This window comes from Streptomyces sp. NPDC096311, assembly GCF_044763085.1.
Lineage (GTDB): Bacteria > Actinomycetota > Actinomycetes > Streptomycetales > Streptomycetaceae > Streptomyces.
The window spans coordinates 320939-346663 of the sequence record NZ_JBIWFN010000010.1 but is presented as its reverse complement, the minus strand read 5'-3'; the positions used below and the strand labels follow the sequence as shown (position 1 = coordinate 346663).

The following is a 25725-nucleotide window of genomic DNA, read 5'->3' as shown; positions in this document are numbered from 1 at the left end:
GTCTTGTAGTGACATCCGCACATTACCTAGGGTCTTTCCAGGTGCAAGCGCTTTCTGGATGGGAGGAGTGACTCACTCATGCCCGGGAACAGGACAATGAAGTCCCGTACCGCAGCACTCGTTCTCGCGTTCTGCGCGACGCTGGCGGCGGGCTGCTCGGACTCGGGAGGATCGAGCGGCACGGGTGGGAAGGTCGTGCTCCGCTACACGTGGTGGGGCAACCCCGACCGGGCGGCCAGAACGGAACAGGCCGTCTCACTCTTCGAGAAGAAGCATCCCGGGATTCAGGTCCAGACCTCGTTCGCGGGATACGACGCCTACAAGCAGAAGCTGGCCACCCAGGCGGCCGGCGGCGACGCCCCCGACGTGATGCAGCTCGACTACCGGATGATCGACCAGTACGCGTCCGGCGGTGTGCTCCTCGACCTCGGCAAGCGGACGGCGCTGCGCACCAACGACATCGACGCGGGGCTGCTGGCCACCGGAGTCGTGGACGGCAAGCAGTACGCCGTCCCGCAGGGCCGCGGCACCGAGACCGTGGTCTACGACGCGAAGCAGTGGAAGGCGGCCGGGGTCGCCCCGCCCGCCAAGGGCTGGACCTGGGACGAGTGGGCCGACGCCGTGCGCGCGCTCGGGAAGAGGTCCCACAAGCCCGGCGCCACCGACCCGGGGCAGAGCGAGGACGCCTTCGAGGTGTGGCTGCGCGGCCAGGGCAAGGCCCTCTACACCAAGGACCGGCGGCTCGGCTTCACCGCCGACGACCTGGCCCGCTGGTGGACCTTCACCGACGGACTGCGGCGCGAGGGCGCGGTCTCGCCCGCCGAACAGACCACCCAGCTCGACGGCTCGGTCGAGAACACCCCGCTCGGCCGCGGCAAGGCCGTCTCCGACTTCAACTGGGACGCCCCCTCCAGCGGTTATCTCGCGCTCGTCCCGGACGGCCCGGCCCTCGCGCCCATGCCCTCGGGCGCGGACGGCACCCCGGGCCAGTACTTCAAGCCGTCCATGTTCATGGGCGCCGCCGCCGACACCGGTCACCCCGACCAGGCCGCCCAGCTCATCGACTTCATGCTCAACGACCCGGGGGCCGCCGCCATCCTCGGCGCCACCCGCGGCATCCCGGTCAACGAGTCGATCCGGAGGGACCTCACCCCGGACCTCAAGGACTTCGACAAGACCGTCGCGGACTTCCAGGGCTCACTGGAAGGCAGCCTCAACGCCCCACCACAGGCCCCGCCCTCCGGCGACAACGCGCTCCAGACCACCTTCCAGCGCGACTACGACCAGGTCTCCTTCGAGCGGATGTCGCCCCGCGAGGCGGCCAGGAACTACGTCACCGAGGCGAAGGCGGAGCTGCGGTCATGACCACCACCACCGACCTGCCCGCCGGCCGGGTGCGCACCCGCACCGCGACCTCCAAGCAGCCGAAGCGCCGACGCGAGGGCGCCGCCTGGGTGTTCCTCTCCCCCTGGGTCCTGGGCGCCGCCGTCCTCACCCTGCTGCCGATGGCGGTCTCGCTCTACCTCTCCTTCACCGACTACGACCTGTTCAACGCCCCGCACTGGGTGGGCCTGCGCAACTACACGCAGATGTTCACCGAGGACCCGCGCTACTGGCGCTCGGTCGGCACGACACTGACGTACGTCGTCATCGCCGTACCGTTGCAACTGGGGCTGGCCCTCGTCGTCGCGCTCGCCCTGAAGAACATGAAGCGCGGCAAGGGCTTCTACCGCTCCGCCTTCTACGCGCCCTCCCTGCTCGGCGCCTCCATGTCCGTGGCCCTCGTGTGGCGGGCGATCTTCAACGACGGTGGCACGGTCGACCACCTCCTGGGCACCGGCGGCTGGGTCAACCGGCCCGGCTGGGCACTGCTCGCCGTCGCCCTGCTCACGGTGTGGCAGTTCGGCGCCCCGATGGTGATCTTCCTGGCCGGACTCCAGCAGATCCCGGGCGAGCTGTACGAGGCGGCCCAGGTCGACGGCGCCTCCCGATGGCGCCAGTTCCTCTCCATCACCGTGCCGATGCTCTCCCCGGTGATCTTCTTCAACCTGGTGCTCCAGACCATCCAGGCCTTCCAGGTCTTCACCCCCGCCTTCGCCGTCAGCGCGGGCAAGGGCGGCCCGGCCGACTCGACGCTCTTCTACACCCTCTACCTCTACGACCGCGGCTTCGTCGCCTCCCACATGGGCTACGCCTCCGCGATGGCCTGGGTGCTGCTGCTGGTCATCGGCGCCGTCACCGCCGTGCTGTTCCGGACCTCACGCTCCTGGGTCTTCTACGCGTCCGAGGGGGACCGATGACCACGCAGACAAGTACACCGACGCGTACGCCGGTGAGCGCGTCGACCGCCGGCGCCCGCAAGCCGGTCGCCTGGCGGCGGGTCGCCCTGCACGCCGGCTGTCTGGCCGCGCTGCTGGTCATGCTCTACCCGCTGGCCTGGCTGCTCGCGACCTCCCTCAAGCCCGCGAACGAGGTCATCGCCAGTCTGAACCTGCTGCCCAGCCACCTGGAGTGGTCCAACTACACCACCGCTCTCGACGGCGTGAACAACGTCTCCGTGTGGCGGCTGCTCGGCAACTCCCTGCTCATCGCGGGCGGCGCGGTCCTCGGCAACGTCCTGTCCTGCTCGCTGGCCGCCTACGCCTTCGCCCGGTTGCGGTTCCGCTTCCGCGGCCCGCTCTTCGCGTTCATGATCGCCACGATCATGCTGCCGCATCACGCCGTGCTGATCCCGCAGTACATCATCTTCAACAAGCTCGGCATGGTGAACACCTACTGGCCGCTGATCCTGCCGAAGTTCCTCGCCACCGAGGCGTTCTTCGTCTTCCTCATCGTGCAGTTCATGCGGGGGCTGCCGCGTGAACTGGAGGAGGCGGCGCGGATCGACGGCTGCGGCCCCTTCCGGAGCTTCTTCCTGGTCATCCTCCCGCTCACCCGCCCCGCCCTGATCACCACCGCGATCTTCACCTTCATCTGGACCTGGAACGACTTCTTCACCCAGCTCATCTACCTCTTCTCGCCCGAGAAGTTCACGCTGACGCTGGCCCTCAGGTCGTTCGTCGACGCCTCCAGCCAGTCGGCCTTCGGCCCGATGTTCGCGATGTCCGTGATCGCGCTGCTGCCGATCGTGCTGTTCTTCCTCGCCTTCCAGCGGTTCCTGGTCGAGGGCATGGCGAACTCGGGGATCAAGGGATGAGCGCCGACCGCACGGCCCGGGAGCCGGGCGAGATCTTCGGCCCGCGCATGACGCTGTTCGCCGACGTGCTGCTGGTGGGGGTGGTCACCGCGGTCGCCTGTCTGCCGCTGGTCACCGTCCCCGCCGCGCTGTCGACCTCGTGCGCGGTGCTGCGCGCCACCGGCGTGGGCGAACCGGCCACCGCACGGCGGTACGTGGCCCTGCTGCGCGAGCGGCCGTGGGCGGCGGACCTGGCGGCCGGGCTGGTCTGGATCGCGGGCGCGGGGCTGCTCGTGGCGGACCTCGCGCTCGCGGGCGCGGGGCTGCCGGGCGCGCCGGTCTTCGCGGTCGTCGCCGCCACGATCGGCGCGTACGCCGCCGTGATCGCCCTGCGGGCCTGCGCGCGCCCCGCGTCCCGCACCGACTGGCGGGCCGCCGTGCGCGAGGCGGCGGGCGACTCGGTCCGGGACGTGGGCGGCAGCGCGCTGGTGCTGCTCGCCCTGGTGGCGGCCGTACTGTGCGCGTGGATGCTGGTACCGCTCGCGTTCCTGGTGCCGGGCCCCCTGGCGATGGCGCTCACCGCGATCGACGTACGAGACCGCACAGACATTAGAGACCACACAGACGTCAGAGACCACACAGACGTGAAAGACCCCTCCCTCGACCACAGTGACGTGGAAGAACAGCGCGACCTCTCCCAGGAGCCCCAGTGACAGCCCGCAAGACCTTCCTCGCCGCGCTCGCCGACGCCGGTGTCCCCCTCGACACCGCGTTCGTCGAGTTGCTCACCGCGACCGCCGAGACCAGCGCCAAGGCCGTCCTCGACGGGTACGCCGCCGATCTCGTCGAACTCCGTGACGGCGGCGAGGCCCGCGCGGCCACTCGTGCGCTGCGCACCCTCGTCTCGGTGTACGTGCACGAGGGCTCGGTGTACCACCACTCCGCCGCGCTCCTGAGCCCCGCCGCCGAACTCGCCGACGCGCTCGCCGAGGAGCAGTACGACAACGGGCTGTGGGAGCACGGAGCGGACGGCAACCCGGCGGACACCGCCTTCTCGATCGTCGACCTCAGCCTGATCCACCACCTGCTCGACGAGGACGCCCACGAGCCGACCACCGCACTGCGGGCGACGATCGAGCGGATCCTGCGCCTGGCGGGCCCCTCCCTCGCCACCGGTGGCGTCCACACCGCCAACCACCGCTGGCTGGTCTGCGCGGCCCTCTCCCGCATCCACGCCCGCTGGCCCGACCCCGCCTACCCCGAGCGCATCGAGACCTGGCTCGCGGAGGGCGTCGACCAGCTGCCCGGCGGCGAGTACAGCGAACGCAGCCCCAACTACTCGGCCGCGGTGACCAATCCGGCGCTGCTCGTACTGGCCCGCCACTACGGACGTACGGACCTCTACGCGAACGTACGCGACAACCTGGCCGCCAACCTGTACGTCATCGAGCCCAACGGCGAGGTGGAGACGGTCCATTCGCGCCGCCAGGACCAGACGAGGGTCCGCCACCTGCCCGAGTTCTGGCTCCAGTACCGGGAGATGGCGCTGCGCGACGGAGACGGACGGTTCGCGGCGGTGGCCGCGCTGCTCCAGGAGCGCGGCACCGACCAGACCTTCGGCGAGACCCCGATCGGCGAGCGCCTCGCCCAGGTCCTGGACCGGCCGGAGCTGGCCGCCCCCCTGCCCGCAGTGACCTCCCTGCCCGACGACTTCGAGCACCACGACGACAGCTGCCGCCTCGTCCGGGTGCGCCGCGGCACGCACACGGCGAGCGTCTTCGGCGGAACCGACTTCCCGGAACTGCACGCCATCTCGTCCGGCCTGTCCACCAACCCGACCTTCTTCAAGATGCGCAAGGGCGCGGCGATCCTCGACTCGCTCCGGCTGGCCCCGCGGTTCTTCGCACTCGGCCACTTCCGGGCGGAGGGACTCGAGCGCACGGACGACGGCTGGCGGCTGCACGCCGAGGTCCGCGGCGCCTTCCACCACCCGCTGCCCCCCGAGCACCGCCGCCCCGACGGTGCCTACCCCCTGACCGACGACAGCCGCTTCTGGTCCGCGATGGACTTCCCGCACCGCCCGAAGGAGTACCGCACACTGCGCACCGAAGTCCTGGTCCGTGAGGTCGGCGGCGGAGCCTGGGACATCTCCTTCGACCTCTCCGGGGAGGGCTGCGCGAGCCCGCTCGCCCTCGAACTCTGCTTCCGCCCCGGCGGCACCCTGACCGGGGACGGCCTCGAACCCGTCCCCGGCTCCCCGAACACCTTCCAACTCGTCTCCGGCGAGGCCACCTACACCGTCGGCACCGACCACATCACCTTCGGCCCCGGCAACGGCAAGGGTGGCCGCCGGCCCGCGGTGGTCGACCCGGGCGAACGCTACGCCTGGCTGAGCGGCTCCCTGACCCCGGACGGGGTGCGGGTACTGATCACGGGGCGCTCACCGCTGACGTACCGGTTGACGCTGAGGTGAAGTTCGAGACGCACCCTGGCCGTGTTCGGCCTGCTGGCCGGTGCTCGGTCGTGCCGTTGTCGTTCATGCGCCGCCTCGTGTGCGCGGCACGGCCGGCAGTGCCGCGAGGCGGGCGGCGGCGGAGGCGCTGCCGCCCGCGGCGCGGAAGGACTCCCCCACGGCCTCGGCAGCCTTCCGGTGGCCCCCGGCCGGGTCGAGGACCGTCTCGACCGCCGCGCGGATCCTGGCCGCGTCGGCGCGGCCGAACCGCAGCCGTACCCCGGCGCCCGCGTCCACGACCTGCCCGGCGACGATCGGCTGGTCGTCGCGGATCGGCGCCACGACGAGCGGGACACCGTGCCACAGCGCCTCGCACACGGTGTTGTGCCCGGCGTGGCAGACGACCGCGTCGAGCCGGGGGAGGAGGGCGAGTTGGGGAACGTGGGGGCGCAGGAGGACGTGGTCGGGGACCGGGCCCTCGACGAGCCCGCCGGGGTCGACGAGCACCGCCCGCACGCGGCCCGCCAGTGCGCCGAGCGCCTGCGCGGCGGCGTTCAGGAAGCGGGCCCCGGCGTCGTTGTTGGCCGTGCCGAGGCTGACCAGGACGGTGGGCAGCGGCGACGCGTCCAGCCAGTCCCAGGGGAAGTCGTCGCCGCTCGCGGGGCGGGCGGCGACGGACGGGCCCACCAGCCAGACCCGGTCGGGCAGTTCGGCCGGGCCGAGCAGCGCACGGGTGGTGTACGCCAGGACGCCGTGCGGGGAGAAGCGGGGGTCCGCCGAGCCGGCCCCGCCGCAGATCCGGTTCCGCAACCGGGCCAGCAGCCCGTCCAGCCACGCCGCGACCTTCGGCATACCGGCCAGCGGGTCGACGAGTTCGGCGGAGGTGGTGGCCGAGGTCACCCAGACGCGCCCGAGGGACTCGGCGACCAGCGCACCCGCCACCGCCTGCTGGTCGCAGACGACGACATCGGGGTCGTACGCCTCGATCGCCGCCCGTACCCCGGGCGCCATCGCGTCCGCCAGCGGGACGAGGAAGCTCTCCCAGAGGAACTGGAACGCGGCCGGCCCCTTCAGGTCGGCGGGCCGGGAGAGTCCGTCCTCGGGGAGGGCGCAGGGGAAGACGACGGCGTCGGATCCGACGAGCGCGCGGACGAGTTCCGGGTGGCCCGCCCACGCGACCTCGTGCCCCCGCCCCGCGAGTGCCGCCGCGGTGCCCACGGCCGGGTTGACGTGCCCGACCAGCGGCGGCACCACGAACAGGAACCGGCCCATCTAGCGGGTCTCCCGCAGCGCGTGCGCCTCCTGGCCGAGCAGCAGCCAGTCACGTACGAGGGCGTATGTCTGCTGGGTGGCCTCCACCAGCACCGAGTGGCCGAGGTCGGGCAGGACGACCGTACGGCAGTGGGGGAGCGAGGCTTCCAGCATCCCGGTCTGCGCGGACAGCTTGGACGCGCCGCCGAAGATGGCGAAGACCGGACAGCGGATCGCGGACAGGTCCTCGTCGAGGAGAGCGCTGAGCGGGATCTCCTCGGCGAGCGCGGTCTCGTCGAGCACCCGGCCCGCCGCCCGGAACGGCCGGGCGTTGCGCTCGCCCGGGTTCTCCCGCAGCCACTGGGCGACCTGCTGGACCACCAGTCCGCCCTGTTCGCCGACCAGGCCCTCGTACATGTTCCGCGCCCACGCCCGGGCCGGCGGCTCCGCCTCGATGGCGATCACGCTCGCGACCCGCTCGGGGCGGGCGGCGGCCATGGCGTACGCGACGGCGCCGCCGAAGGAGTTGCCGACGAGGTGCACCGGACGGTCGATCACCAGCGCGTCCAGCAGTCCGTCGAGGTCGTCGACGAAGTCCTCCATCCGGTAGCCGGTCGGCGGCCGGGAGGTCTTGCCGTGCCCGCGCAGGTCGTACATGACGACGTCCAGGCCCTCCTCGGCGAGCCGCGGCGCGAGGCTGAAGTAGTAGCTGGCGAGGCTGTCGATGAGCAGGCCGTGGATGAGGACCACGACGGGGCGCGGGGAGCCGCTCTCGTGACCCAGCCGCTGGACGTGTACGTCGATGCCGTTCACCCGCATCGTCGCCATGTCAGCCCACCTCCGCGACGGCCAGTGAGTCCACGACGTAGCCGACGAGATCGCCGACGGTGAGCGCGATGATCTCCTCCAGCCCGCGGTCGGCTATGAACGCGGCGAAGTTGACGCGCTCGCCGTAGAACTCGCGCAGTTGGGCGGAGAGGGTGACGAGGTCGATGCTCTCCAGCTCCAGATCGTCGTGGAAGGACGTGTCGAGGGTGATCTCGGAGTCGTCGAGCCCGTACTCCTCCAGGACGGTGCGCAGGATGGCCGAGATGTCGGCGAGCGCGGTCGCCGCGTCGGGCGCCGAGGCCTGTCCCCTGTCCGACTGGCCCACGGGACGGTCGAGTTCAGTGGTCATCTTCGTTCTCCTGATCGTTGACTGCCGTCCAGGCCACGACGTACTCCTTGCCGGGCCCCGCGGACGGCCGGGGGGTGGTCAGCGCACAGTGCCGCACGCGGTACTCCTCGCCCGCGGTGCGGACGGTCAGCCGGTCGCCGTCGACCGAGGTGATCTCGAACCGCTTCGGCTCGCCGCCGAGTCCGGTGCCGCGCGCTTTCGCGACGGCCTCCTTGGCGGCCCAGAAGCGGGTGAACCAGAGCCGTTCGGGGGCTCCTCGGGGCCGGCGGACGAGCGACGTGAGCAGCTCGCGTTCGGCGGTGGTGAGGGCCACGGCGAGGGTGCCCTCGGGGCGGTCGGTGACTTCCTCGACGTCGATGCCGCAGGGACCCTCCCTCCTGGCCATCGCCACGGCCGTCTCGCCGCGGTGGGCGATGGAGACGTGCAGTTCGGGCAGGGTCCTGCCGTAGCCGCCGGTCACGAAGGGGCGGCCGGCCGGATCGTTGCCGACCCTGACTTCGGCCGGATAGACGGGGCCCGCTCCGGCGTCCCACAGCACGTTCCGTACGGCGTCCTTGGCGGCGATCCGGCCGAGCAGCCACTGCCGCCGGCCGCGCGGGGCGTGCGCCGCGTACCGTTCGCGTTCCTCGCCCGCCAGGATGTTGCGCATGATCAGCTCGCGGGTGGCCAGATCGGGCCACTCCTCGTGGACCAGCGCCCAGCCGCCGGGCTGCATCCGGGACAGCGTGTACCGCTCGGGCTCCCGGTCCACCTTGCGGATGCGCGGATTGCTGTCGAACCGGCGGTCCTGCCAGCCGCTGAACTCCGCCCACACCCGCCCCCGATGGACCAGCTGCATGTCCGCCTCGAGGGTGGCGTCGGTGACGGAGGTGATCCGGATCAGGCACTCCAGGCGCTCGCCGGGAGCGGGGTGCGGGCCATGGAAGCGGATCTCCTTCATGCCGACCGGGAACACCGTCGTCCGCACCGGCTGCCGGGCCATGATCCAGTAGCCGAGGAGCTGCCCCACGTTGTCCAGCAGAGCGCCGGGCGCGGGCGGGGTGACCAGCACCCCGCGTACGTGCCGGTCGCCGACCGCGGTCAGTTCGTCCAGGCCCTGGAAGCGCGGGCCGTGGAACATCCAGCGGCGCGCGTACAGCTCCGCCGCGGTCAGCCCGGGCTTCTCCTCCCGCGCGGCGGGAAAGGTCCAGGGCTCAGGAGGCGTGAACCGGGGCCGGTCCTGGGCGAGTTCGACCACGGCGCGGGCGTACGGGCCGAGTGAGGCGGTGACTCTGTCCGGGCCCTCGGGAACGATCCGTACGGGGATGTCGACGGCCGGAGTGGCGGTGATCCACTGGTGCAGCCGTACGTCGTGGACGGCCACCGCGCGCCGGCCGGGCGCGGCCCGCTCGGCGAACTCCATGAGGTGGGCGATTACGGTGGTGCCGGGGACCACGGGCCAGCGGTCGGCAGGCTCGGCCTGGGCGGGCTGCCGGAAGAAGCAGTGGTCCAGGAGGTACGGCATGGTGTCGACGGAGACGTGGAGGGTGGCTTCGAGGGGCTTGGCGTCGGGCTTGGGGTCGGGCTGGGGTTCGTGCGGGGGTTCGGGGGTGGCGGGCTCGGGCGCGGGAACGTCGGCGCCGTTCTTCGGGGGCGTGCCGCCCGTACGGGGCCGGGGCGGGGCCCCGCGTCCGCGTCGCCCCGCCGTCACCACGTCCGAGGCGAGCGCCGTCGCGTCCCGCAGCAGTGCCGACAACTCCGCGCCCAGCGGGCCCTGTTCCGCCAGGGCACCCGCATCATGGGGCGCGGTGTGCGGCGGCCGGGCCAGCGCGGCGCTCAGCCGGTCGCGGGTCTCCGCGTCCAGCGAGACGTTCGCGCCGCCGAGGTCCAGCCGCACGGGACGGCTCGGACGGCGTACCGTACGGGCCGGTGCGACGGTCGAGGCGCCGCCCAGCAGCGGGACGAGGTCCGGCGCGGCCCCGTCCGCCCACAACGCGCCCGCCACACGGTGGAGTTGAGGCAGGCCCGGGCGGTGCGGGGAGTGCGCGGGGACCACGAGGTGGTCGCGGCCGTGCAGGGTGTCGTCGATGAGCGAGCCGAGCTGTCCCGCGCCGAGCTGGACGAACGCCCGGAAGCCCGCCGCGTACATCGTCTCCACCAGGGGCCGGAAGCGGACCGGCTCCAGCAGATGGCGGATGAACAGCTCGCGGATCGCGGCCGGTTCGTCCGGGTAAGGGGCGGCGGTCGTCGCGGACCACAGGGGCAGCGCGGCCGGGCGCAGGGTGTAGGCCTCGGCGGCCTTCCTGATCGGGTCGAGGTAGGGCTCCAGCATCGGGGTGTGGAAGCCGGAGCGGAACGGCAGGATCTGCGAGATCACCGCCCGGGACCGGAACACCTCGACCAGTGCGGCGACGGCGGGCTCGGGGCCGCAGATCATCGACTGGTTGGGCGCGTTGTCGTGGGAGAGGACCACGTCCCCGCGGCCGTCCAGCTCGGTCAGTACCACCTCGGCGGGGGCGCCGATCGCGGCGAAGGCCAGCCCGGGGACGCTCAGCGCGTCGGGGTCGAAGCCGGCGAGGAAGGCGTCCACCTCCTCGGGAGGGTGGATCCCGGCGGCGGCCATCGCGGTCCACTCGCCGAGGCTGTGCCCGGCGAGCGCGTCCGGGACGACGCCGAGGCGGCGCAGCGCGGTGTCGAGGAGCCGGCCGAGCTCGAAGACGCCGGTGCCCTGCCGGCCCACGTCACCCACGGTGGCGTCGGTGACGGCGCGCGACCAGGGCAGCCCGAAGTGCCGGGCGATGTCCTCGGAGTTGGGGGCGAACTCGGCCTCAAGGCCGGGGAAGACGAACGCGAGCCTGCCGCCGCCGGGGCCCAGCAGGGGACGCGGCACGAACCACACGTCGCCCCGACCGCGCCACCCCTTCCCCTTGGCGACCGCCTTGCGGGCCAGCGCCAGCCGCTTGGCCGTCGGCCCGACGACGGCGAGCCGCACCGGATCGGTGGCGGGGGCGTGTTCGTCGAGACCGGCGGCGATGAGCGCGGAGTCGGAGCGGTCGAGGAGCGCGGCCATCGCCTCGGGTGTCGGCGCGGTCAGCCGCAGCACCGGCTCCGGCTCGTACACCTCGGCCGGCCGTCGGGCGACCGCGACCTCTTCGAGCACGACGTGCGCGTTGATGCCGCCGAACCCGAAGGCGTTGACGGCGGCCCGGCGCACCGGCTGCCGGTCGTCGGTCCGCCAGGGCCGGGCGGCGCCGATGGGGGTGAACCGGGTACGGGCGAGCGCCGGATGCGGGTCGTCGCAGTGCAGGGTCGGCGGGAGCACCTGGTGGTGGACGGCGAGTGCGGCCTTGATCAGCCCGGCCACGCCCGCCGCGGGCATGGTGTGGCCGATCATCGACTTCACCGAGCCGATGACGGCGTCCGGCACGTCCTGCGCGTCCCCCGGGGTGTCCGTCGGCGGGGGTCCGAACACCTCCGCGAGCGTGGTGAGTTCGGTGCCGTCGCCCGCCGGGGTGGCGGTGCCGTGCGCCTCCAGGAGACCGATCGAGCCGGGGGCGGACGGGTCGAGCCCGGCGGCCTCCCAGGCCTGGCGGACCGCGCGGACCTGGCCGCCGGAGTCGGGCGCCATCAGACTGGTCGTACGTCCGTCGGAGGCGACACCGGTGCCGGTGATCGCGGCGTAGATCCGGTCGCCGTCCCGCTCGGCGTCGGCGAGCCGCTTGAGGACGACGACGCCCGTGCCCTCACCGATCAGCACGCCGTCCGCGCCCCGGTCGAACGGCCGGATGCGCTCGCTCGGGGAGAGTGCGCCGAGTTGGCTGAACACGCTCCAGAAGGTGATGTCGTGACAGTGGTGCACCCCGCCCGCCAGCATCACGTCACAGCGCCCGCTGCCGAGTTCACGCACGGCGTGGTCGACGGCGATGAGCGAGGAGGCGCAGGCGGCGTCCACGGTGTATGCGGGCCCGCGCAGGTCGAGCCGGCCCGCCAGCCGGGACGCGGCGAGGTTGGGCACGAGACCGATCGAGGACTCCGGTGCCTGGGGCCCGAGCCGGTCGGTGAACGCCTGCCGCACCGCCTCCAGTCGGTCGGCGCCGAGGTCCGGCAGCAGTTCGCCCAGGGTGCGCACGAGCTGGCTCGCGGTCCGCACCCGCTGGTCGAGCCGGACCAGGCCGGGGGTGAGATAGCCGCCCCGGCCGAGCACGACACCGACCCGGTGCCGGTCGGCGGGCAGCCGGCCCTGGCCGCCCGCGTCGGCGAGGGCCGCCGCGGCCACCCGCAGCGCGATCAGCTGGTCGGGCTCGGTGGCCGGGACCGCGGCCGGCATGATCCCGAACTCGGTGACGTCCACCTCGGCCAGCTCGTCCACGAATCCGCCGCGCCGGCAGTAGACCCGGTCGGCACGGGGCTCGGCGCCGGGCGCGTAGTACTCCCCGGCGTCCCAGCGGCCGGGCGGCACCTCGGTGATGGCGTCGACACCGGAGACCAGGTTGTGCCAGTACGTGGCGAGGTCGGGGGCGCCCGGGAAGAGCACCGACATGCCGACGATGGCGACGGGTTCGGCGCGGGGGCCGGTCACCTCGGTCACCAGCCCGACGCCGTGTAGACGACGGCGGTGTCGCCCTCGGGTCCCCAGGCCAGCTCGCGCAGCAGGCTCATGGTGCCCTCGTCGGGGTCGATGAGCTGGATGCCGCGGCCCGCGTAGTGCCGCATCAGCTCGGGGGTGACCATGCCGTGGTTGCCGTCGCCGGTCGGCGCCCATGGACCCCAGTGGACGGTCAGTCCGCGGCGGCCGGTACCGGAGTCCGCCCAGCGGGCGCCGAGGGTCTCCAGGGCGTCGTTGGCGGCGGCGTAGTCGGACTGGCCGCGGTTGCCGAGGGTCGCGGCGATGCTGCCGAACAGCACGGCGAACCGTGGGCCTTCCCCGTCCGGCAACTCGCCCAGCGCGGCCAGCAGTTCGCGTGCGCCGTCGACCTTCGTACGGAACACCCGGTCGTAGGACCGCGGGCTCTTCTCGGCGATCAGCTTGTCCTCGATCACACCCGCCGCGTACACGACGCCGTCGAGTCGCCCGTGCTCGGCGTGGATCTCCTTCACCGCCCGGCGCACGGCGTCGCCGTCCAGGGCGTCCACGGTGCGGTAGCGGACCTCGGAGCCGAGCGCGGCGAGTGTGCGCAGGGTGGCGCGCACCTCGCGTTCGGCCTGGATCCGGCCGATCGCCCGCTCGATCTCGGCGGGGACGCGCAGCCCGCCCGCGATGAGCGCGCTCCGCAGTTCACCGGCGGTGTCCGCGGCGGCGAGCACCGGGTTCTCAGCGCCCTCGGGCAGGGCGGTGCGGCCGAACAGTTCGATCCGGCAGCGGCTCGCGGCGGCCAGGGTCGCGGCGAACCGGGCGGTGATCCCCCGGGCGCCGCCCACCAGCAGGACGACCGAGTCGGCGTCCAGACCGAGCGCGGCGGCCTCGGCCGCACCGTCCCCGGCCGGCCCCGCGCCCGTGCTGCCGAGCAGACCGAGCCCCTCCTCGGCCATGCGCAGTCCGCGCCTCGTGCCGGGGGAACGCAGGACGACCGGCTCGTGGCCGGGCGCGGTGAGCTCGGCGACCAGCTCCGCGGCGATGTCCTCGGGCGCGGTGCCGGGCGCGTGCTCGACGACCCGGACGACCGTTTCGGGGTACTCCCGCGCGAGGGAGCGGAAGAAGCCACGCAGCCCGGCGGAGGCGCCCGCGGCGAGCACCCAGCGCGGATGGCCCGCCAGCACCCGCTGGTAGGCGGGGAAGACGTCCGGCAGGACGGGCGGGGCGTCCGGCGCGACGAGGTGCACGATCCCGTCGAACTCTCCCTCGACCGGGGGTTCTTCGGCGGTCACGGCATGGGCGCCGTGCACGGTCAGGCGGGCCGTCAGCGCCTCGGCGACCGGTCCGGGACCGAGCAGCAGGAAACTGCGGCCGATCAGCAGGTCACTGGAGGGCGCCGGATCGGCGGGGGCGAGGTCGAACTCCCGCATCACGAGACGCTTGGGCGCCACGACGACGGGTTCGGGGGCGGCAGGCCCGGCTTCCGGGCCCGCGGGTCCGGCCGCCTCACCCCGGGCGCCCGAAACCAGCGCGGCGATGCTCGCGGCGGTACGGGCCTTGGTCAGTTCCTCGACGTCGGTGTCGCCGGTGGTGGTGAGGCCGAGGCGGGTGGCGAGTTCGCCGGCTATCTCGGCTCTCTTGATGGAGTCGACGCTGAGGTCGGCTTCGAGGTCGAGGTCGGGTTCGATCATGTCGACGGGGTAGCCGGTACGTTCGCCGATCACGTCGAGGACGACGGCGAGGACGGATTGGGCGGTCGGGGCGGTCCCTGCGGCGGGGGCGGAAACGGGCGCCGGGGTGGCACCCGAGCCGGTCACCCGCTCGACCAGCGCGGCGATGCTCGCGGCGGTACGGGCCTTGGTCAGTTCCTCGACGTCGGTGTCGCCGGTGGTGGTGAGGCCGAGGCGGGTGGCGAGTTCGCCGGCTATCTCGGCTCTCTTGATGGAGTCGACGCTGAGGTCGGCTTCGAGGTCGAGGTCGGGTTCGATCATGTCGACGGGGTAGCCGGTACGTTCGCCGATCACGTCGAGGACGACCGACAGCACCGAGCCGCCTGCCGGTACGGCCACCGCAACCGGCGCGGCGGCGGGCAGCGCGGTCACCGTGACCGGGGCATCGGCGTACGTGATCGGCGCGGGGGCCGGGGGACGTATCCCCGGATCCGCTCCCAGGTATCCCAGCATCACATCCCGCTGCGCCGCGATCATCTCCCGGCTCGTGCGCAGGAACTCGCTGATCAGGGCCTCGGATCCGGTGGCTGCCGCCGCCGGTCCGACCGGGCTGCTGTGGGTCACGAGGGCCTCCGGGACACGCTCGGCGGGGTGGAGTGCGGCGGCGGGGATCGCGCCGTCCGCCGTACGGATCAGATGGCCGTCGACCGTCCACGCGGCGCGCCGGGGACGCGGGGCGCGGGCGTCGGCGGGGACCGCGTCCCGGCCCTGGAAGAGCCACGCCGTCCTGATGTCCGCACCGGCGACGGCCAGTTGGGCGAGCGCGGCGAGGAACCCGGCGAGGCCGGCACGTCGGCCGTCCTCCAGGGCGACCGTGCGGTGCGGCCGGTCGCCGAGGACCGCACCCACCAGCCGGGTCAGCACCGAGCCGGGTCCGGCCTCGACGAAGACCCGGGCCCCGGCCTCGTACATCGCCTCGATCTGGTCGGCGAACCGGACCGGGGAGCCGATCTGCGCGGCGAGTTCGGCCCGGATCTCCTCGGGGCCCCGCGGGTAGCGGGTGGCCGTACGGTTCGACCAGACCGGGAAGTCGGTGGAGGCGAACGGGACTTCGGCGAGCACCTCGGCGAAGGTCTCGCCGGCCGCCGCGACCAGCGGGCTGTGGAACGCGCAGGCGACCCGGATGCGCTGGGCGCCGAGCCCCTGGGCGCGCAGTCGTTCCACGGCGGTGAGGACGTCCTCGGTGGGACCCGAAATCACCGTCTGACGCGGCGAGTTGCGGTTCGCCGTCACCACCGAGCCGGCCAGGCCCGCGGCGGTGAGGGCCGCCGCGACCTCCGGCTCGCCCGCGGCGACGGCGGCCATGGTGCCGGGGTCTTTCTCGCCGGTGGCGCGCAGGATGGCGGCGGCGCGTTCGCGGCTGGTGCGCAGCAGCGCGTCGGGGGTGAGGGCGCCCGCCGCGGCCAGCGCGGCCAGCTCTCCGTAGCTGTGGCCCGCGGCCATCGCCGGGCGCACTCCCGCCCTGGTCAGGAGCTGGAACGCGGCGAGCCCGGTCAGGCCGAGCGCGGGCTGCGCGACGGTGGTGTCGGTGATGCGCTCCTGCTGCTCCTTGCGGCCCGTCTCGTCGAAGGCGGCCGGCGGGAAGAGGACACGGGCCGTCGTCTCGTCGAGCCGCAGATGGCGCTGGAGTTCGGGGAAGGCGACGAAGAGTTCGGCGAACATCCCGGGGCGCTGGCTGCCCTGCCCGGGGAAGAGCAGAGCCACGTCACCCGTCTCGTCCTCGTCGGCAGCGAACAGGCCGTCCTTCGGAGCGTGTTCACCGGCGACCGCGCGGCGCAGCAGCGCCGTCAGCTCCTCGGTCGACCCGGCGACGAGGGCGATCCAGGTCCGGGCGCCACGGGTGCTCGTGGCACTTGCCGTGCTCGTGGCGTTTGCCGTGCTCGCGGTGCTTGCCGTGCTTGCGGTGCTCCGGGTGGTGGCGGCCTCCGCGCGCCGGGACGCGGCGAGCGCGAAGTCCCGCAGCCGCCACGGCTCGTACGGTCCGGGATCCGCCTCCACGAGGGCGAGCAGTGCGGAGGCGGACCGTACCGCCGCCGCTCGGTCCGCGCCCCGGAACGTGAAGAGCTCGGCGGGCCAGTGCTGGGCCGAGGTGACCGGCGGCGGCCCGTCCTCGTAGGCCCGCAGGACGACGTGGAAGTTGGTGCCGCCGAAGCCGAAGGCGCTGACCCCGGCCACCCGTTCGGCCGGGGCGGCGGACCAGGGGCGGGCCTCGGTGTGGAAGGCGAACGGGCTGCTCTGCGCGTCCCAGGCCGGGTTCGGCTCGGTCAGGTGCAGGGTCGGCGGCTTCACACCGGTGTGCAGGGCGAGCGAGGTCTTGATCAGTCCGGCGAGTCCGGCCGCGCACTTGGTGTGCCCGATCTGCGACTTGACCGAGCCGAGCGCGCACGCGCCGGGCGGAGCCCCGGCCTCCTCGAACACCCGGGTGAGGGAGCCGAGTTCGGTGCGGTCACCGACGACGGTGCCGGTGCCGTGCGCCTCGACGAGCCCGACCTCGGCGGGCGAGATGCCCGCGTTGCGGTAGGCCCGGGTCAGCGCGTTGTACTGGCCCTCGGGCCGGGGCGCGGTCAGGCCGAGCGCCCGGCCGTCACTGGCGCTGCCGACCCCCTTGATCACCGCGTACACCCGGTCGCCGTCCCGCTCGGCGTCCGCGAGCCGCTTGAGGACGACACAGCCGACGCCCTCGCCGAGCGCGATGCCGTCGGCCGCGCTGTCGAAGGGCGCGGAGCGGCCGGAGGGCGAGAGGGCGTGCGCGGAGGCGAAGAGCAGGTAGTCGTTGATGCCGTTGTGCAGGTCGGCGCCGCCGCACAGCACCAGGTCGCTCGTCCCGCTCGCCAGCTCCTTGCACGCCACGTCGACGGCGGTGAGGGAGGAGGCGCAGGCGGCGTCCACGGTGTAGTTGGCGCCGCCGAGGTCGAGGCGGTTGGCGATCCGGCCCGCGATGACGTTGGCGAGGATGCCGGGGAAGGAGTCCTCGGTGAGCTTGGGCAGCCGTTCGTCCAGCGCGGGCGGCAGGCTGCCCAGGTAGGCGGGCAGGACGGAGCGCAGGGTCATCGCGTGGGAGAGGTCGCTGCCCGCCTCCGCGCCGAACACGACCGACGCGCGGGCCCGGTCGAAGGAGCGGCTGCCGTAGCCGGAGTCCTCCAGGGCGCGGCGCGCCGCCTCCAGGGCGAGCAGCTGCACCGGCTCGATGGCGGGCAGCGAGGCGGGCGGGATGCCGTACCGCAGGGGCTCGAAGGGGATCTCGGGCAGGAAGCCGCCCCAGCGCGACGGGGTCTTCTCGCCGGCGCCCCGCGGGTCGTGGTAGAGCTCGGCGTCCCACCGGGTCGCGGGCACCTCGGTGACGGCGTCCTCGCCCGCCAGCACGTTCGCCCAGAAGGTGGCGAGGTCGGGGGCGCCGGGGAACATGCAGGCCATGCCGACGATCGCGATGTCCAGCGGTTCGGGGGAGGGCTCGGCGGCGGGTTCCCCGATGCCGAGGGCCTCCCGCCGCGCCGCCAGGAAGTCGGCCGCGCCGCTGGTGACCGAGGCGTGCAGCTCGGCGACGGTGGTGACGGCGGAGCGCAGCACGGCGACCTCGCCGGCCATGAACATGCCCTCGGCGAGCTGTCTGTCCTCGCCGACCGCTCTCAGCCCGCCGTCGACCCGCTCGATGCCCTTGCCGGCCAGCCGCAGCCGCCCCACGTTGAGCCGCTCCAGCTGCTCCCAGGCCTCGCGGCCGGGTGTCCCGCGGGCGGCCAGGTCCTCCTTGACCGCGGCGAACTCGTCGGTGAAGGGGCTGTGGACACAGCGGGTGGCGTGTCCGGGGGCGGTCTCCAGGAGGTCGGTGCGCTCGGCGTCGATCACCTGTCGCTGGAACAGGGGCAGCACCGCGCCCGCGCTCACGGCCTCCTCGGTGAACAGGTATGCCGTGCCCATCAGCACGCCCACGGCGGCGCCCCGCGCGCTCAGCGGCGCGGCGAGCGCGGTGACCATGGCGGCGGAGCGTTCGTCGTGCACCCCGCCCGCGAAGAACAGTTGGAGTTCGCCGGCGGTGCCGTTCTTCGCGCCCGCCAGGAAGTCTTCGAGCACGCCGAGCTGCGCCTCCCACAGCGGGAAGCTGCCCCGTGGCCCGACGTGGCCGCCGCACTCGGCGCCCTCGAAGACGAACTTGCGCGCGCCCGCTGCCAGGAACTGCTTCAGCAGCCCCGGCGACGGCACGTGCAGGAAGGTGGAGATGCCCACCTCCTCCAGCGCGGCGGCCTGCGCGGGACGCCCGCCCGCGATGATCGCGTGGGACGGGCGGATCTCCCGTACGACCTCCAGTTGGGCGGCCTTGATCTCCTCGGCGGCGAAGCCGAGGACGCCGACGCCCCAGGGGGCCTCGCCGAGCGCGTCCCTGGTCTGCTCCAGTACGGCGCGGGTCTGGTCGGCGCCGGACAGCGCGAGCGCGATGAAGGGCAGCCCGCCGTGGCCGCTCACCGCGGCGGCGAACGCGGCCTGGTCGCTCACCCGGGTCATCGGCCCCTGGGCGACGGGCAGTTCGCTCCCGAACGAGCGGCTGCCCGAGCCGTCGGGGCCGAGCGAGGCACCCGCGCTCCTCGCCGGGTCGAGACCGGGTCGCGCGCTCTTCAATGCGTCGAGACCGGGTCCCGCGCTCTTCAACGCGTCGAGGACGGCGTCCCGTACGCCCCGTACCGCCGCGTGCACGGTGCCCCAGCGCTCCTGGAAACGGGCGGCGAGGAAGCCGTCCTGACCGACCTCGGGGGCGGGCGTGCCCTCCTGGGCGCCCCGGCGCCGTACGACTCGGCGGCCGTCCTCCACGGTGGTCTCGGAGCCGTCGAGCCCGGCGAGCAGCGCGGCGGTCCCGGCGGGCAGTTCGGCCTCGGCCTCGGCGAGCAGGGCGAGCTGGGTGTCCAGGAGGACACCGGCCCCGCCGCCCGCGACGACGGCCGCCGCGGTGTGCGGGCCCGCGCCGCCGCAGGCCCAGACCGGCAGGTCCAACTCGTCGTCGTTGAGGAGCTGTTGGAGCAGTACGAAGGTGCTGAGTTCGCCCACGGGACCCCCCGCCTCGTGGCCCCGGGCGATCAGCCCGTGTGCCCCGGCCGCGGCGGCCCGTAACGCCTGGGCGCGGCCGGTCACCTCGACGAGTACGCGGTGGCTGGGGAAGTCGGCGGGCGTGCAGGAGGCGTCGGAGGTCAGCAGGACGGTGTGGACACAGGCGGGGAGGTCCCGCGCGGGAAAGGCATCGTTGTCGCACAGTCGTACGCCGAAACCGGCGGCCGACCATTCCTCGGACAGCGCGAGTTCCGCTGCCGCCCGGCGCCCACCCGCGGTGAGGTCGAGCACCCCGAGACCGCCCGCCCGTACGGCGGCCGCCGTGACCCGTGCCGAGGGGACGGCGAACGGGTTCAGGGCGATGACGATGTCCTCTACGGCAAACAGGCCGGAAGTATCGAACTTCGACACAGGCACGCGAACGCTCCAAATCGCACGAGGGTGAGGATTGGTGGGGGAGAGCGGAGAGCGCTTGCGCTTCACAACAAGCCGACAGCTGATGTGAAGCACGCTCATGCTTATTGCGCATCACCGTGAAAGTCAAACTCTCAAGGAGGCTGCCATTACCGGACGTAACACGGTCGATACAGGCGTTGCCGAGCCAGGTTCGGGCTGGCAACAGAGGCCTTGTTCCGGGGAGTTGAGGGGGTCGGTGATCGCTGGTCGGTGGCCTCCGCGACCTCGATTCGGCCTGCGGCAATGCCTGCTGACGCAGTGTCGAACACGGGGTCCACTTCGATCTTGCGGAAACGAACTGTTTCCCCCGCTGTAAATTGAAACTTTTATTAGTTCCCCTCTTCATAATCAAAATTCACGTGGGGTGGAAGGGTGGGATTTTCGGCACTTGAGGGTGAATGGCCACGATTCGTACTCGCCGGTAAGTTGGCTCGTTTCAACAGCACGGCCCGGCCGCGGGAGCGGCCGGGCCGTGCTGGATCCAAAGGTGCTGGGGCGGGTCACTCGGCGTAGAACGTCGCGTCCGCCCTGGCGAGCGCCGTGTCGGCGGGCTGGGTGTAGAGCAGGTAGTCGTAGTGCCGGAGGTGGCGGCCGGCGCCGCTGTGCGACTCGAACGAGACACCGGAGGCCGCGTCGGCCAGGTTGGCGCGAGGAACGGACTGGCGTTGTCGTCCTCGGACGGATTGCGCTGTGCCCGGGCGAGATGGCGCACGCCGTTCACGGTGAAGGTGGTGGCGTCGAGGGAGAAGGAGGAGACCGGGGTCGCGATCCGGCCCTTCTCCGTCCAGGTGCCGGTCAGCGGGTTCGCGGCGTCGCTCTCCAGGACGTACAGCCGGATCGCCCCCACGTCGCTGGTCGACCCGGCGGCGAAGTGGACGTACCACTTGCCGTCGATGAAGTGGATCTCTGCAGGGACACGTCAATGCTTCGCCATGGTTCGAGTCCGCCGACATGCTTCGAGTCCGGTCGCCCCCAGGGGACTTGGGGCTCGCCCGGCCGCACAGGGGTGGTCATCCGGCCACAGGAAGCCCCGCCGTACGCAGGACCCTGCGCTCGGCGTCGACCGCGAACACCTCGCACCCCTCGCGTGACGCGGCCCACTCGACGCCCTCCGCGCCCATCGCGAACGCCGCCGTCGCCGTCGCGTCCGCCTCGGTCAGTGACGGCGCCACGACGGTGACGCTGAGCAGCCCGGTGGCCGGGCGGCCGGTGCGCCCGTCGAGGATGTGGTCGCCGCGTTCGTAGCGCGCGGAGGTCGCGACCGCGCCGTCGGTGATCTCCAGCACCGTGCACAGCCGGTCGGCCCGCTCGGGATGGCGTACGCCCACCCGCCAGGGACCGCCCGCGGCCACCACGTCACCACCGGCGTTCAGACAGAACCGGGAAGTCCCCCGACTGCTGAGGAGGTCGGCGGCCCGCTGCACCGACCAGCCCTTCACCATCGCGCAGGGATCCAGGCCGCGGCCGGGCAGCCGCACGTCGAACGCGCCGCCGGTCGCGACCCGGTACTCCTCGCACAGGCCGAGGACCTCGGTCAGGTCCGGGCTGAGCTCGTGGGGGGTGAGCTCACCCCGGTCGAGCCGGGACACCTCGCTGTCCGCACGGAACGGGCTGAAGCGGGCGTCGACCTCGCGCAGCCACGCGAACACGGGGTCCGCGCTCTCCTCGGACGCGCTCTCGTCGTCGATCCGCAGGGAGACCGGGAACCCCATGACCTGTTCGACGCGCCGCATCCCGCTATCCCTTCGCGTCGAGGGCGGCCTGCAGCGACGTGACGTATCCGTCGCTGGTGATCGTGGCGCCGGACACCGAGTCGATGTCGGCGCTCTGTGCCCGGAGCGTCTCCTGGATCAGCTTCGGCACGGCCGCCGTGGTCTGTGGGTGGTTCGGCTGCTGGAGCATCCGCACCGAACTGATCTTGTCGCCCTCGAAGGTCACCTCCACCTGCACGGAGCCCTTGGAGGTGTTGACGGTGGAGCCCTGGACGACCTGCGAGGCCGCGGGCGACGCGGACGACGTGGACGGGGAAGGCGCCGAAGAAGAAGAGGAAGACGGAGTCGAGGCGGGCGCGGCGACCTCGGTGGTCGTCGTACCGCTCGACGGCGCGTAGCGCCACAGCGGGATCAGACCGGCGATGGACAGGGCCACTACAGGCAGTGCTCGTTTCACGGTGTCTCTCTCATCCCGCCAGGCTGAAACGCTCGAAGTGGATCTGCGGCCCCGGCACGCCCAGGTCGCGCAGGGTGCGCAGCACCGCGCTCGTCATGGCGGGCGGCCCGCACACGAAGACGTCCCGTTCGGCGACGTCCGGCACGAGCCGCGCGAGCTCGCGCGGCGCCAGCTTGTCCGGCGTGGCCGGTCCGGTCACCACGTGCAGCTCGGCGCCCTTGGCGTACGCGAGTTCCCGGAGCTCGTCGAGGAGCACCGCGTCCCGGTCCGTGGCCACCCGGTAGATGAGCACGACATGGTCGTGCAGGTCCTCCAGCAGGGCCCGGATCGGGGTGATGCCCACGCCGCCCGCGACGAGCAGGGTCTGCGAGCGGGTGCGGTGCAGGGTGGTGAAGGCGCCGTAGGGGCCCTCGGCGAAGACCCGCGTGCCCACCTTCAGGTGCCGCAGGGCCGCGGTGCCCTCGCCGGCCGTCTTCGCGGTCAGCCGCAGCCGGTTGCCGTCCGGGGCGGCCGACAGGGAGAACGGGTTCGCCTGCCACCAGCGGTCTTTGGTCAAAAACCGCCACAGGAAGAACTGCCCCGCCCGCGCGGGCAGCAGGTCGAGGTCGCGCCCGGTGACGTAGATCGAGACGACGTTGTCGGACTCGGGGACGACGGCCGAGACCCGCAGCTGGTGGCGCAGGTTCCGCCACACCGGCAGGACCACCCGGCCCAGGAACACCGAACCGAGGGCCACGCCCCACAGGCCCCACCAGTAAGCGGTGGCCGCGGACGAGGTGGTGAAGGTGGTGCCCACCGCGACCTGGTGCGTGAAGGCCAGCACCACCGCCACATACGTGTAGAGGTGGATGAAGTGCCAGGTCTCGTAGGCCAGCCGGCGCCGCGCGAAGCGCGCCGACACCCCGCCGATCACGAGGATCAGGGCCAGCGCGACGATCGCCCGCAGCACGCCCTCGGTCGTCGTGGCCAGCTCCACCAGCTCGTCCCAGAAGGACGCCGACGCCGCACCCGCGTAGCCGAGGGTGATGAACAGCGCGTGCGACAGCAGTGTCCACAGCAGGCCGAAGCCGACCCAGCGGTGCCAGGAGGTCAGCCGGTCCATGCCGATCCGGTGATCGAGCCACGGCAGGCGGGCGACCAGCAGCAGCTGGAAGGCCATCAGGAGCGCCCCGTACAGGCCCGCCAGCCGGCCGAGCATGATCGGGGTGTCCGAGCCGGGCCCGGCCTGGAGGAAGAACACGGTCACGACGGCCGCGTTCGCGGCCAGCAGGGCGTACAGCCCGGTGCGGGCCACCACCTTCGGGCGTATCGCCGTCGGGGGCGGCTGGACACGTTCGACAGTGGTCACGGAGAGCAGCTCCTCGTTCGGGTGTGGGGATACCGAGCCTGCCCGGTGGGAGCTGTCGTTTTCCTGTCACTGAACTTTCAAGTGTTTATCGATGTGGATCACAGACGCCGGCGGCTATGGCGTCGGCGGCCACGTCACGCACTATGGGCAGGTGGAAAAAGTGCGCCTCCTGGTCGTGGACGACGACCCTCCCATCGCCGACCTCGTCGCGACGGTCGCCCGCTACGAGGGCTGGGAGGCGACGACCGCGTACTCCGGAGAGGACGCGCTGCGCCGGGCCGCCGAGTTCCACCCCGACATCGTGGTGCTCGACCTGATGCTGCCCGGGCTCGACGGGTTCGCCGTCCTCGACCGGCTGCGGCGGTCCGGGACGATGGTGCCCGTCGTCTTCCTCACCGCCCGCGACGGCGTCGCGGACCGGGTCGCGGGCCTGACCCGGGGCGGCGACGACTACCTCGTCAAGCCGTTCGCCGTGGAAGAACTCATGGCGAGGCTGCGGACCGTCCTGCGGCGCGCCGCGGGTCCCGGCTTCCAGCGCTCCGTGCTCCAGGTCGCCGACCTGACGATGGACGAGGACACCCGTGAAGTGCGGCGCGCCGACCGGCTGCTCACCCTCACCCCGACCGAGTACGAGGTCCTGCGCTACCTCATGCGCAAGTCACCGACCGTCCTCACCAAGGCCCAGATCCTCGACCACGTGTGGGAGTACGGCTTCGGCGGCCGCTCCAACGTGGTGGAACTCGTCGTCAGCCGGCTGCGCCGCAAGCTCGACGGCAACGGCGAGACCGACAGCGGCGAGTCGCTCATCCACACCGTGCGCGGCGTCGGGTACGTGGTGCGGCAGGTCGCCGAGTGAGCAGCCCCGGGACCGGCGGTGCGCTGCGCCGTCTGCGGGGCGCCTACCGCCGCACACGTCTGGGCACCCGGCTGGCCCTCGGCATCGGCGTGCTGTCCCTCGTGGTGTTCGCCGTCGTCGGCACGGCCCTGACGACGTACATGAAGGAGTACCTGGAACGTCAGCTCGGCGAGCAGATGAAGCTCGTCCAGGTCACCCAGTCCAAGGACGCCCAGGCGCACGGCATCGTCCAGCGGCGGCCCTACTACGGCTGGTTCACCGCCGTGTACGACGTCCAGGGCCGTACGGCGGTCCTGCGCAAGCCCGCCGACGTCCCCGCCGACACCGCCGAGCTCACCGCCGTCGCCCAGGCGTTGCCGGACGGAGGTGACGCGCACCTGCTGCGTAACGCGCACATCGCAGGGGAGGGCACGTACAAACTGCGTGCCTGCGAGGTCGAACCCGGCGTCGTCCTCGTCACCGCGGCGCCCATGCAGGACATGCAGGCCACCGTGCGGCAGCTGATCACGGTCCAGGTCGTCACCTTCGCGCTCGCCCTGCTCGGGCTCGTCGTGATCGGCCGGACGGTACTGCGGCGCGGGCTGAAGCCCTTCAGCGACATGGCCCACACCGCCCGCGGCATCACCTCGCACAACCTCACCGGCTCGGCGGGGCTGGAGGTGCGGGCCGGAGGCGGGCGCGGTGGACCCGAGGTCGAGGAACTGCGCACCGCGTTCAACACCATGCTGGAGCACATCGACGACGCGCTCGCCGTCCGCACCGAGGCCGAACAGCGACTGCGCCGGTTCGTCGCGGACGCCTCGCACGAGCTGCGTACGCCCCTGATGTCGGTACGCGGCTACGCGGACCTCTTCCAGTACGCCGCCGCCAACGAGCCCGAGGAACGCGAGAAGCACCTGGCCCGGCTGCGCGCCGAGGCCGCCAGGATGGGCGTACTCCTCGACGACCTGCTCCTCCTCGCCCGCCTGGACGCCGCCGAGGTGGAGACACCGCTGCGGCTGGAGGACGCGGACCTGACGGAACTGGCGCGGGAGGCCGCGGACGCCTTCCGCGCCGGGCGAGGGGAGCACGTGCTGTCCGTGACGGCCGGCCCCGACCCGGTGCGCCTGCGCCTGGACCCCCTGCGTATCCGTCAGGTCCTCGACAACCTGCTCACCAACGCCGCCATGCACACCCCGGCGGGGACGAAGGTGCGCCTGGAGGTGTCGGCCACGGGGGCGGGGCAGGCGGTGCGCGTCGGCTCGTCCGGCACGGCGGTCGTGCGGGTCCGCGACTCCGGGCCGGGGATCCCGGCCGCGGACCAGGAGCGGGTCTTCGACCGGTTCTACCGCGTCGACAAGGCCCGCAGCCGCGACCGCGGCGGCAGCGGGCTGGGCCTCGCGGTCGCCCGCTCACTGGTCCGTGCGCACGGCGGCACCATCGAGGTGACCAGCCTCCCCGGCTCGACGACGTTCACGATCCGCCTCCCCCTCCCGCCCGCGCTCCCATGACTACGGGGGAGTACATCCACACGGCCGCCGTCGGC

Annotated in this window: 16 protein-coding genes and 1 pseudogene; 7 read left to right on the top strand and 10 right to left on the bottom strand. The window is 72.8% G+C overall.

Annotation, left to right across the window (positions count from 1 at the left end; all coding sequences use genetic code 11):
* Positions 1–78: 78 nt before the first annotated feature.
* The 5 genes from ACIRA5_RS26575 to ACIRA5_RS26555 are packed head-to-tail and all read left to right on the top strand — an operon-like array spanning position 79 to position 5648.
* Positions 79–1365, top strand: coding sequence for an ABC transporter substrate-binding protein (locus ACIRA5_RS26575; protein ID WP_403694353.1), 1287 nt, complete (start codon positions 79–81; stop codon positions 1363–1365).
* Positions 1362–2300, top strand: a complete 939-nt coding sequence (locus tag ACIRA5_RS26570; protein ID WP_403694350.1) for a carbohydrate ABC transporter permease — start codon at positions 1362–1364, stop codon at positions 2298–2300. Before ACIRA5_RS26575 ends, ACIRA5_RS26570 begins: the two co-directional genes overlap by 4 nt.
* Entirely contained in the window at positions 2297–3196 is a 900-nt protein-coding gene (locus ACIRA5_RS26565) for a carbohydrate ABC transporter permease (RefSeq protein WP_403694347.1), read from the top strand. Before ACIRA5_RS26570 ends, ACIRA5_RS26565 begins: the two co-directional genes overlap by 4 nt.
* Positions 3193–3888: a hypothetical protein gene (locus tag ACIRA5_RS26560; protein ID WP_403694345.1), complete on the top strand. Its 696-nt coding sequence runs from the start codon at positions 3193–3195 to the stop codon at positions 3886–3888. The genes ACIRA5_RS26565 and ACIRA5_RS26560 overlap by 4 nt, the downstream gene beginning before the upstream one ends.
* Positions 3885–5648, top strand: coding sequence for a hypothetical protein (locus ACIRA5_RS26555; RefSeq protein ID WP_403694342.1), 1764 nt, complete (start codon positions 3885–3887; stop codon positions 5646–5648). Before ACIRA5_RS26560 ends, ACIRA5_RS26555 begins: the two co-directional genes overlap by 4 nt.
* A 63-nt stretch (positions 5649–5711) precedes the next feature.
* On the opposite strand, the gene ACIRA5_RS26550 is transcribed toward ACIRA5_RS26555, so the two are convergent.
* From ACIRA5_RS26550 to ACIRA5_RS26505, 10 genes and pseudogenes are all read right to left on the bottom strand, one after another.
* On the bottom strand, positions 5712–6899 hold the full coding sequence (locus ACIRA5_RS26550; RefSeq protein WP_403694340.1) for a glycosyltransferase: 1188 nt from the start codon (positions 6897–6899) through the stop codon (positions 5712–5714).
* Positions 6900–7706 carry an alpha/beta fold hydrolase gene (locus ACIRA5_RS26545; protein ID WP_403694337.1) on the bottom strand — a complete coding sequence of 269 codons (807 nt, stop codon included), beginning with the start codon at positions 7704–7706 and terminating at the stop codon, positions 6900–6902.
* Position 7707: 1 nt separating this feature from the next.
* Complete coding sequence (locus ACIRA5_RS26540) at positions 7708–8055, bottom strand: acyl carrier protein (RefSeq protein ID WP_054236986.1); 348 nt, start codon at positions 8053–8055, stop codon at positions 7708–7710.
* A complete protein-coding gene (locus ACIRA5_RS26535; protein WP_403694487.1) occupies positions 8045–12574 on the bottom strand; it encodes a beta-ketoacyl synthase N-terminal-like domain-containing protein in 4530 nt (1509 codons plus the stop codon). The genes ACIRA5_RS26540 and ACIRA5_RS26535 overlap by 11 nt, the downstream gene beginning before the upstream one ends.
* 44 nt (positions 12575–12618) lie before the next feature.
* Positions 12619–19788 (bottom strand): SDR family NAD(P)-dependent oxidoreductase, encoded by a 7170-nt coding sequence (locus ACIRA5_RS26530; RefSeq protein ID WP_403694334.1) that lies wholly within the window; start codon positions 19786–19788, stop codon positions 12619–12621.
* Positions 19789–20327: 539 nt separating this feature from the next.
* Positions 20328–20468 carry an AbfB domain-containing protein gene (locus ACIRA5_RS26525; RefSeq protein WP_403694485.1) on the bottom strand — a complete coding sequence of 47 codons (141 nt, stop codon included), beginning with the start codon at positions 20466–20468 and terminating at the stop codon, positions 20328–20330.
* A gap of 47 nt (positions 20469–20515) precedes the next feature.
* Positions 20516–20722: pseudogene (locus tag ACIRA5_RS26520) on the bottom strand (alpha-arabinofuranosidase); the annotation flags it as partial.
* A gap of 115 nt (positions 20723–20837) precedes the next feature.
* Positions 20838–21560 (bottom strand): FAD:protein FMN transferase, encoded by a 723-nt coding sequence (locus tag ACIRA5_RS26515; RefSeq protein WP_403694332.1) that lies wholly within the window; start codon positions 21558–21560, stop codon positions 20838–20840.
* A gap of 4 nt (positions 21561–21564) precedes the next feature.
* Entirely contained in the window at positions 21565–21996 is a 432-nt protein-coding gene (locus ACIRA5_RS26510; RefSeq protein ID WP_403694329.1) for an FMN-binding protein, read from the bottom strand.
* 10 nt (positions 21997–22006) lie between these two features.
* Positions 22007–23344 (bottom strand): ferric reductase-like transmembrane domain-containing protein, encoded by a 1338-nt coding sequence (locus ACIRA5_RS26505; RefSeq protein ID WP_403694327.1) that lies wholly within the window; start codon positions 23342–23344, stop codon positions 22007–22009.
* A gap of 91 nt (positions 23345–23435) precedes the next feature.
* Between ACIRA5_RS26505 and ACIRA5_RS26500 the strand changes: the two genes are divergently transcribed.
* Positions 23436–24200: a response regulator transcription factor gene (locus ACIRA5_RS26500; protein WP_403694324.1), complete on the top strand. Its 765-nt coding sequence runs from the start codon at positions 23436–23438 to the stop codon at positions 24198–24200.
* Positions 24197–25690 carry an ATP-binding protein gene (locus ACIRA5_RS26495; RefSeq protein WP_403694321.1) on the top strand — a complete coding sequence of 498 codons (1494 nt, stop codon included), beginning with the start codon at positions 24197–24199 and terminating at the stop codon, positions 25688–25690. Before ACIRA5_RS26500 ends, ACIRA5_RS26495 begins: the two co-directional genes overlap by 4 nt.
* Positions 25691–25725: the final 35 nt, after the last annotated feature.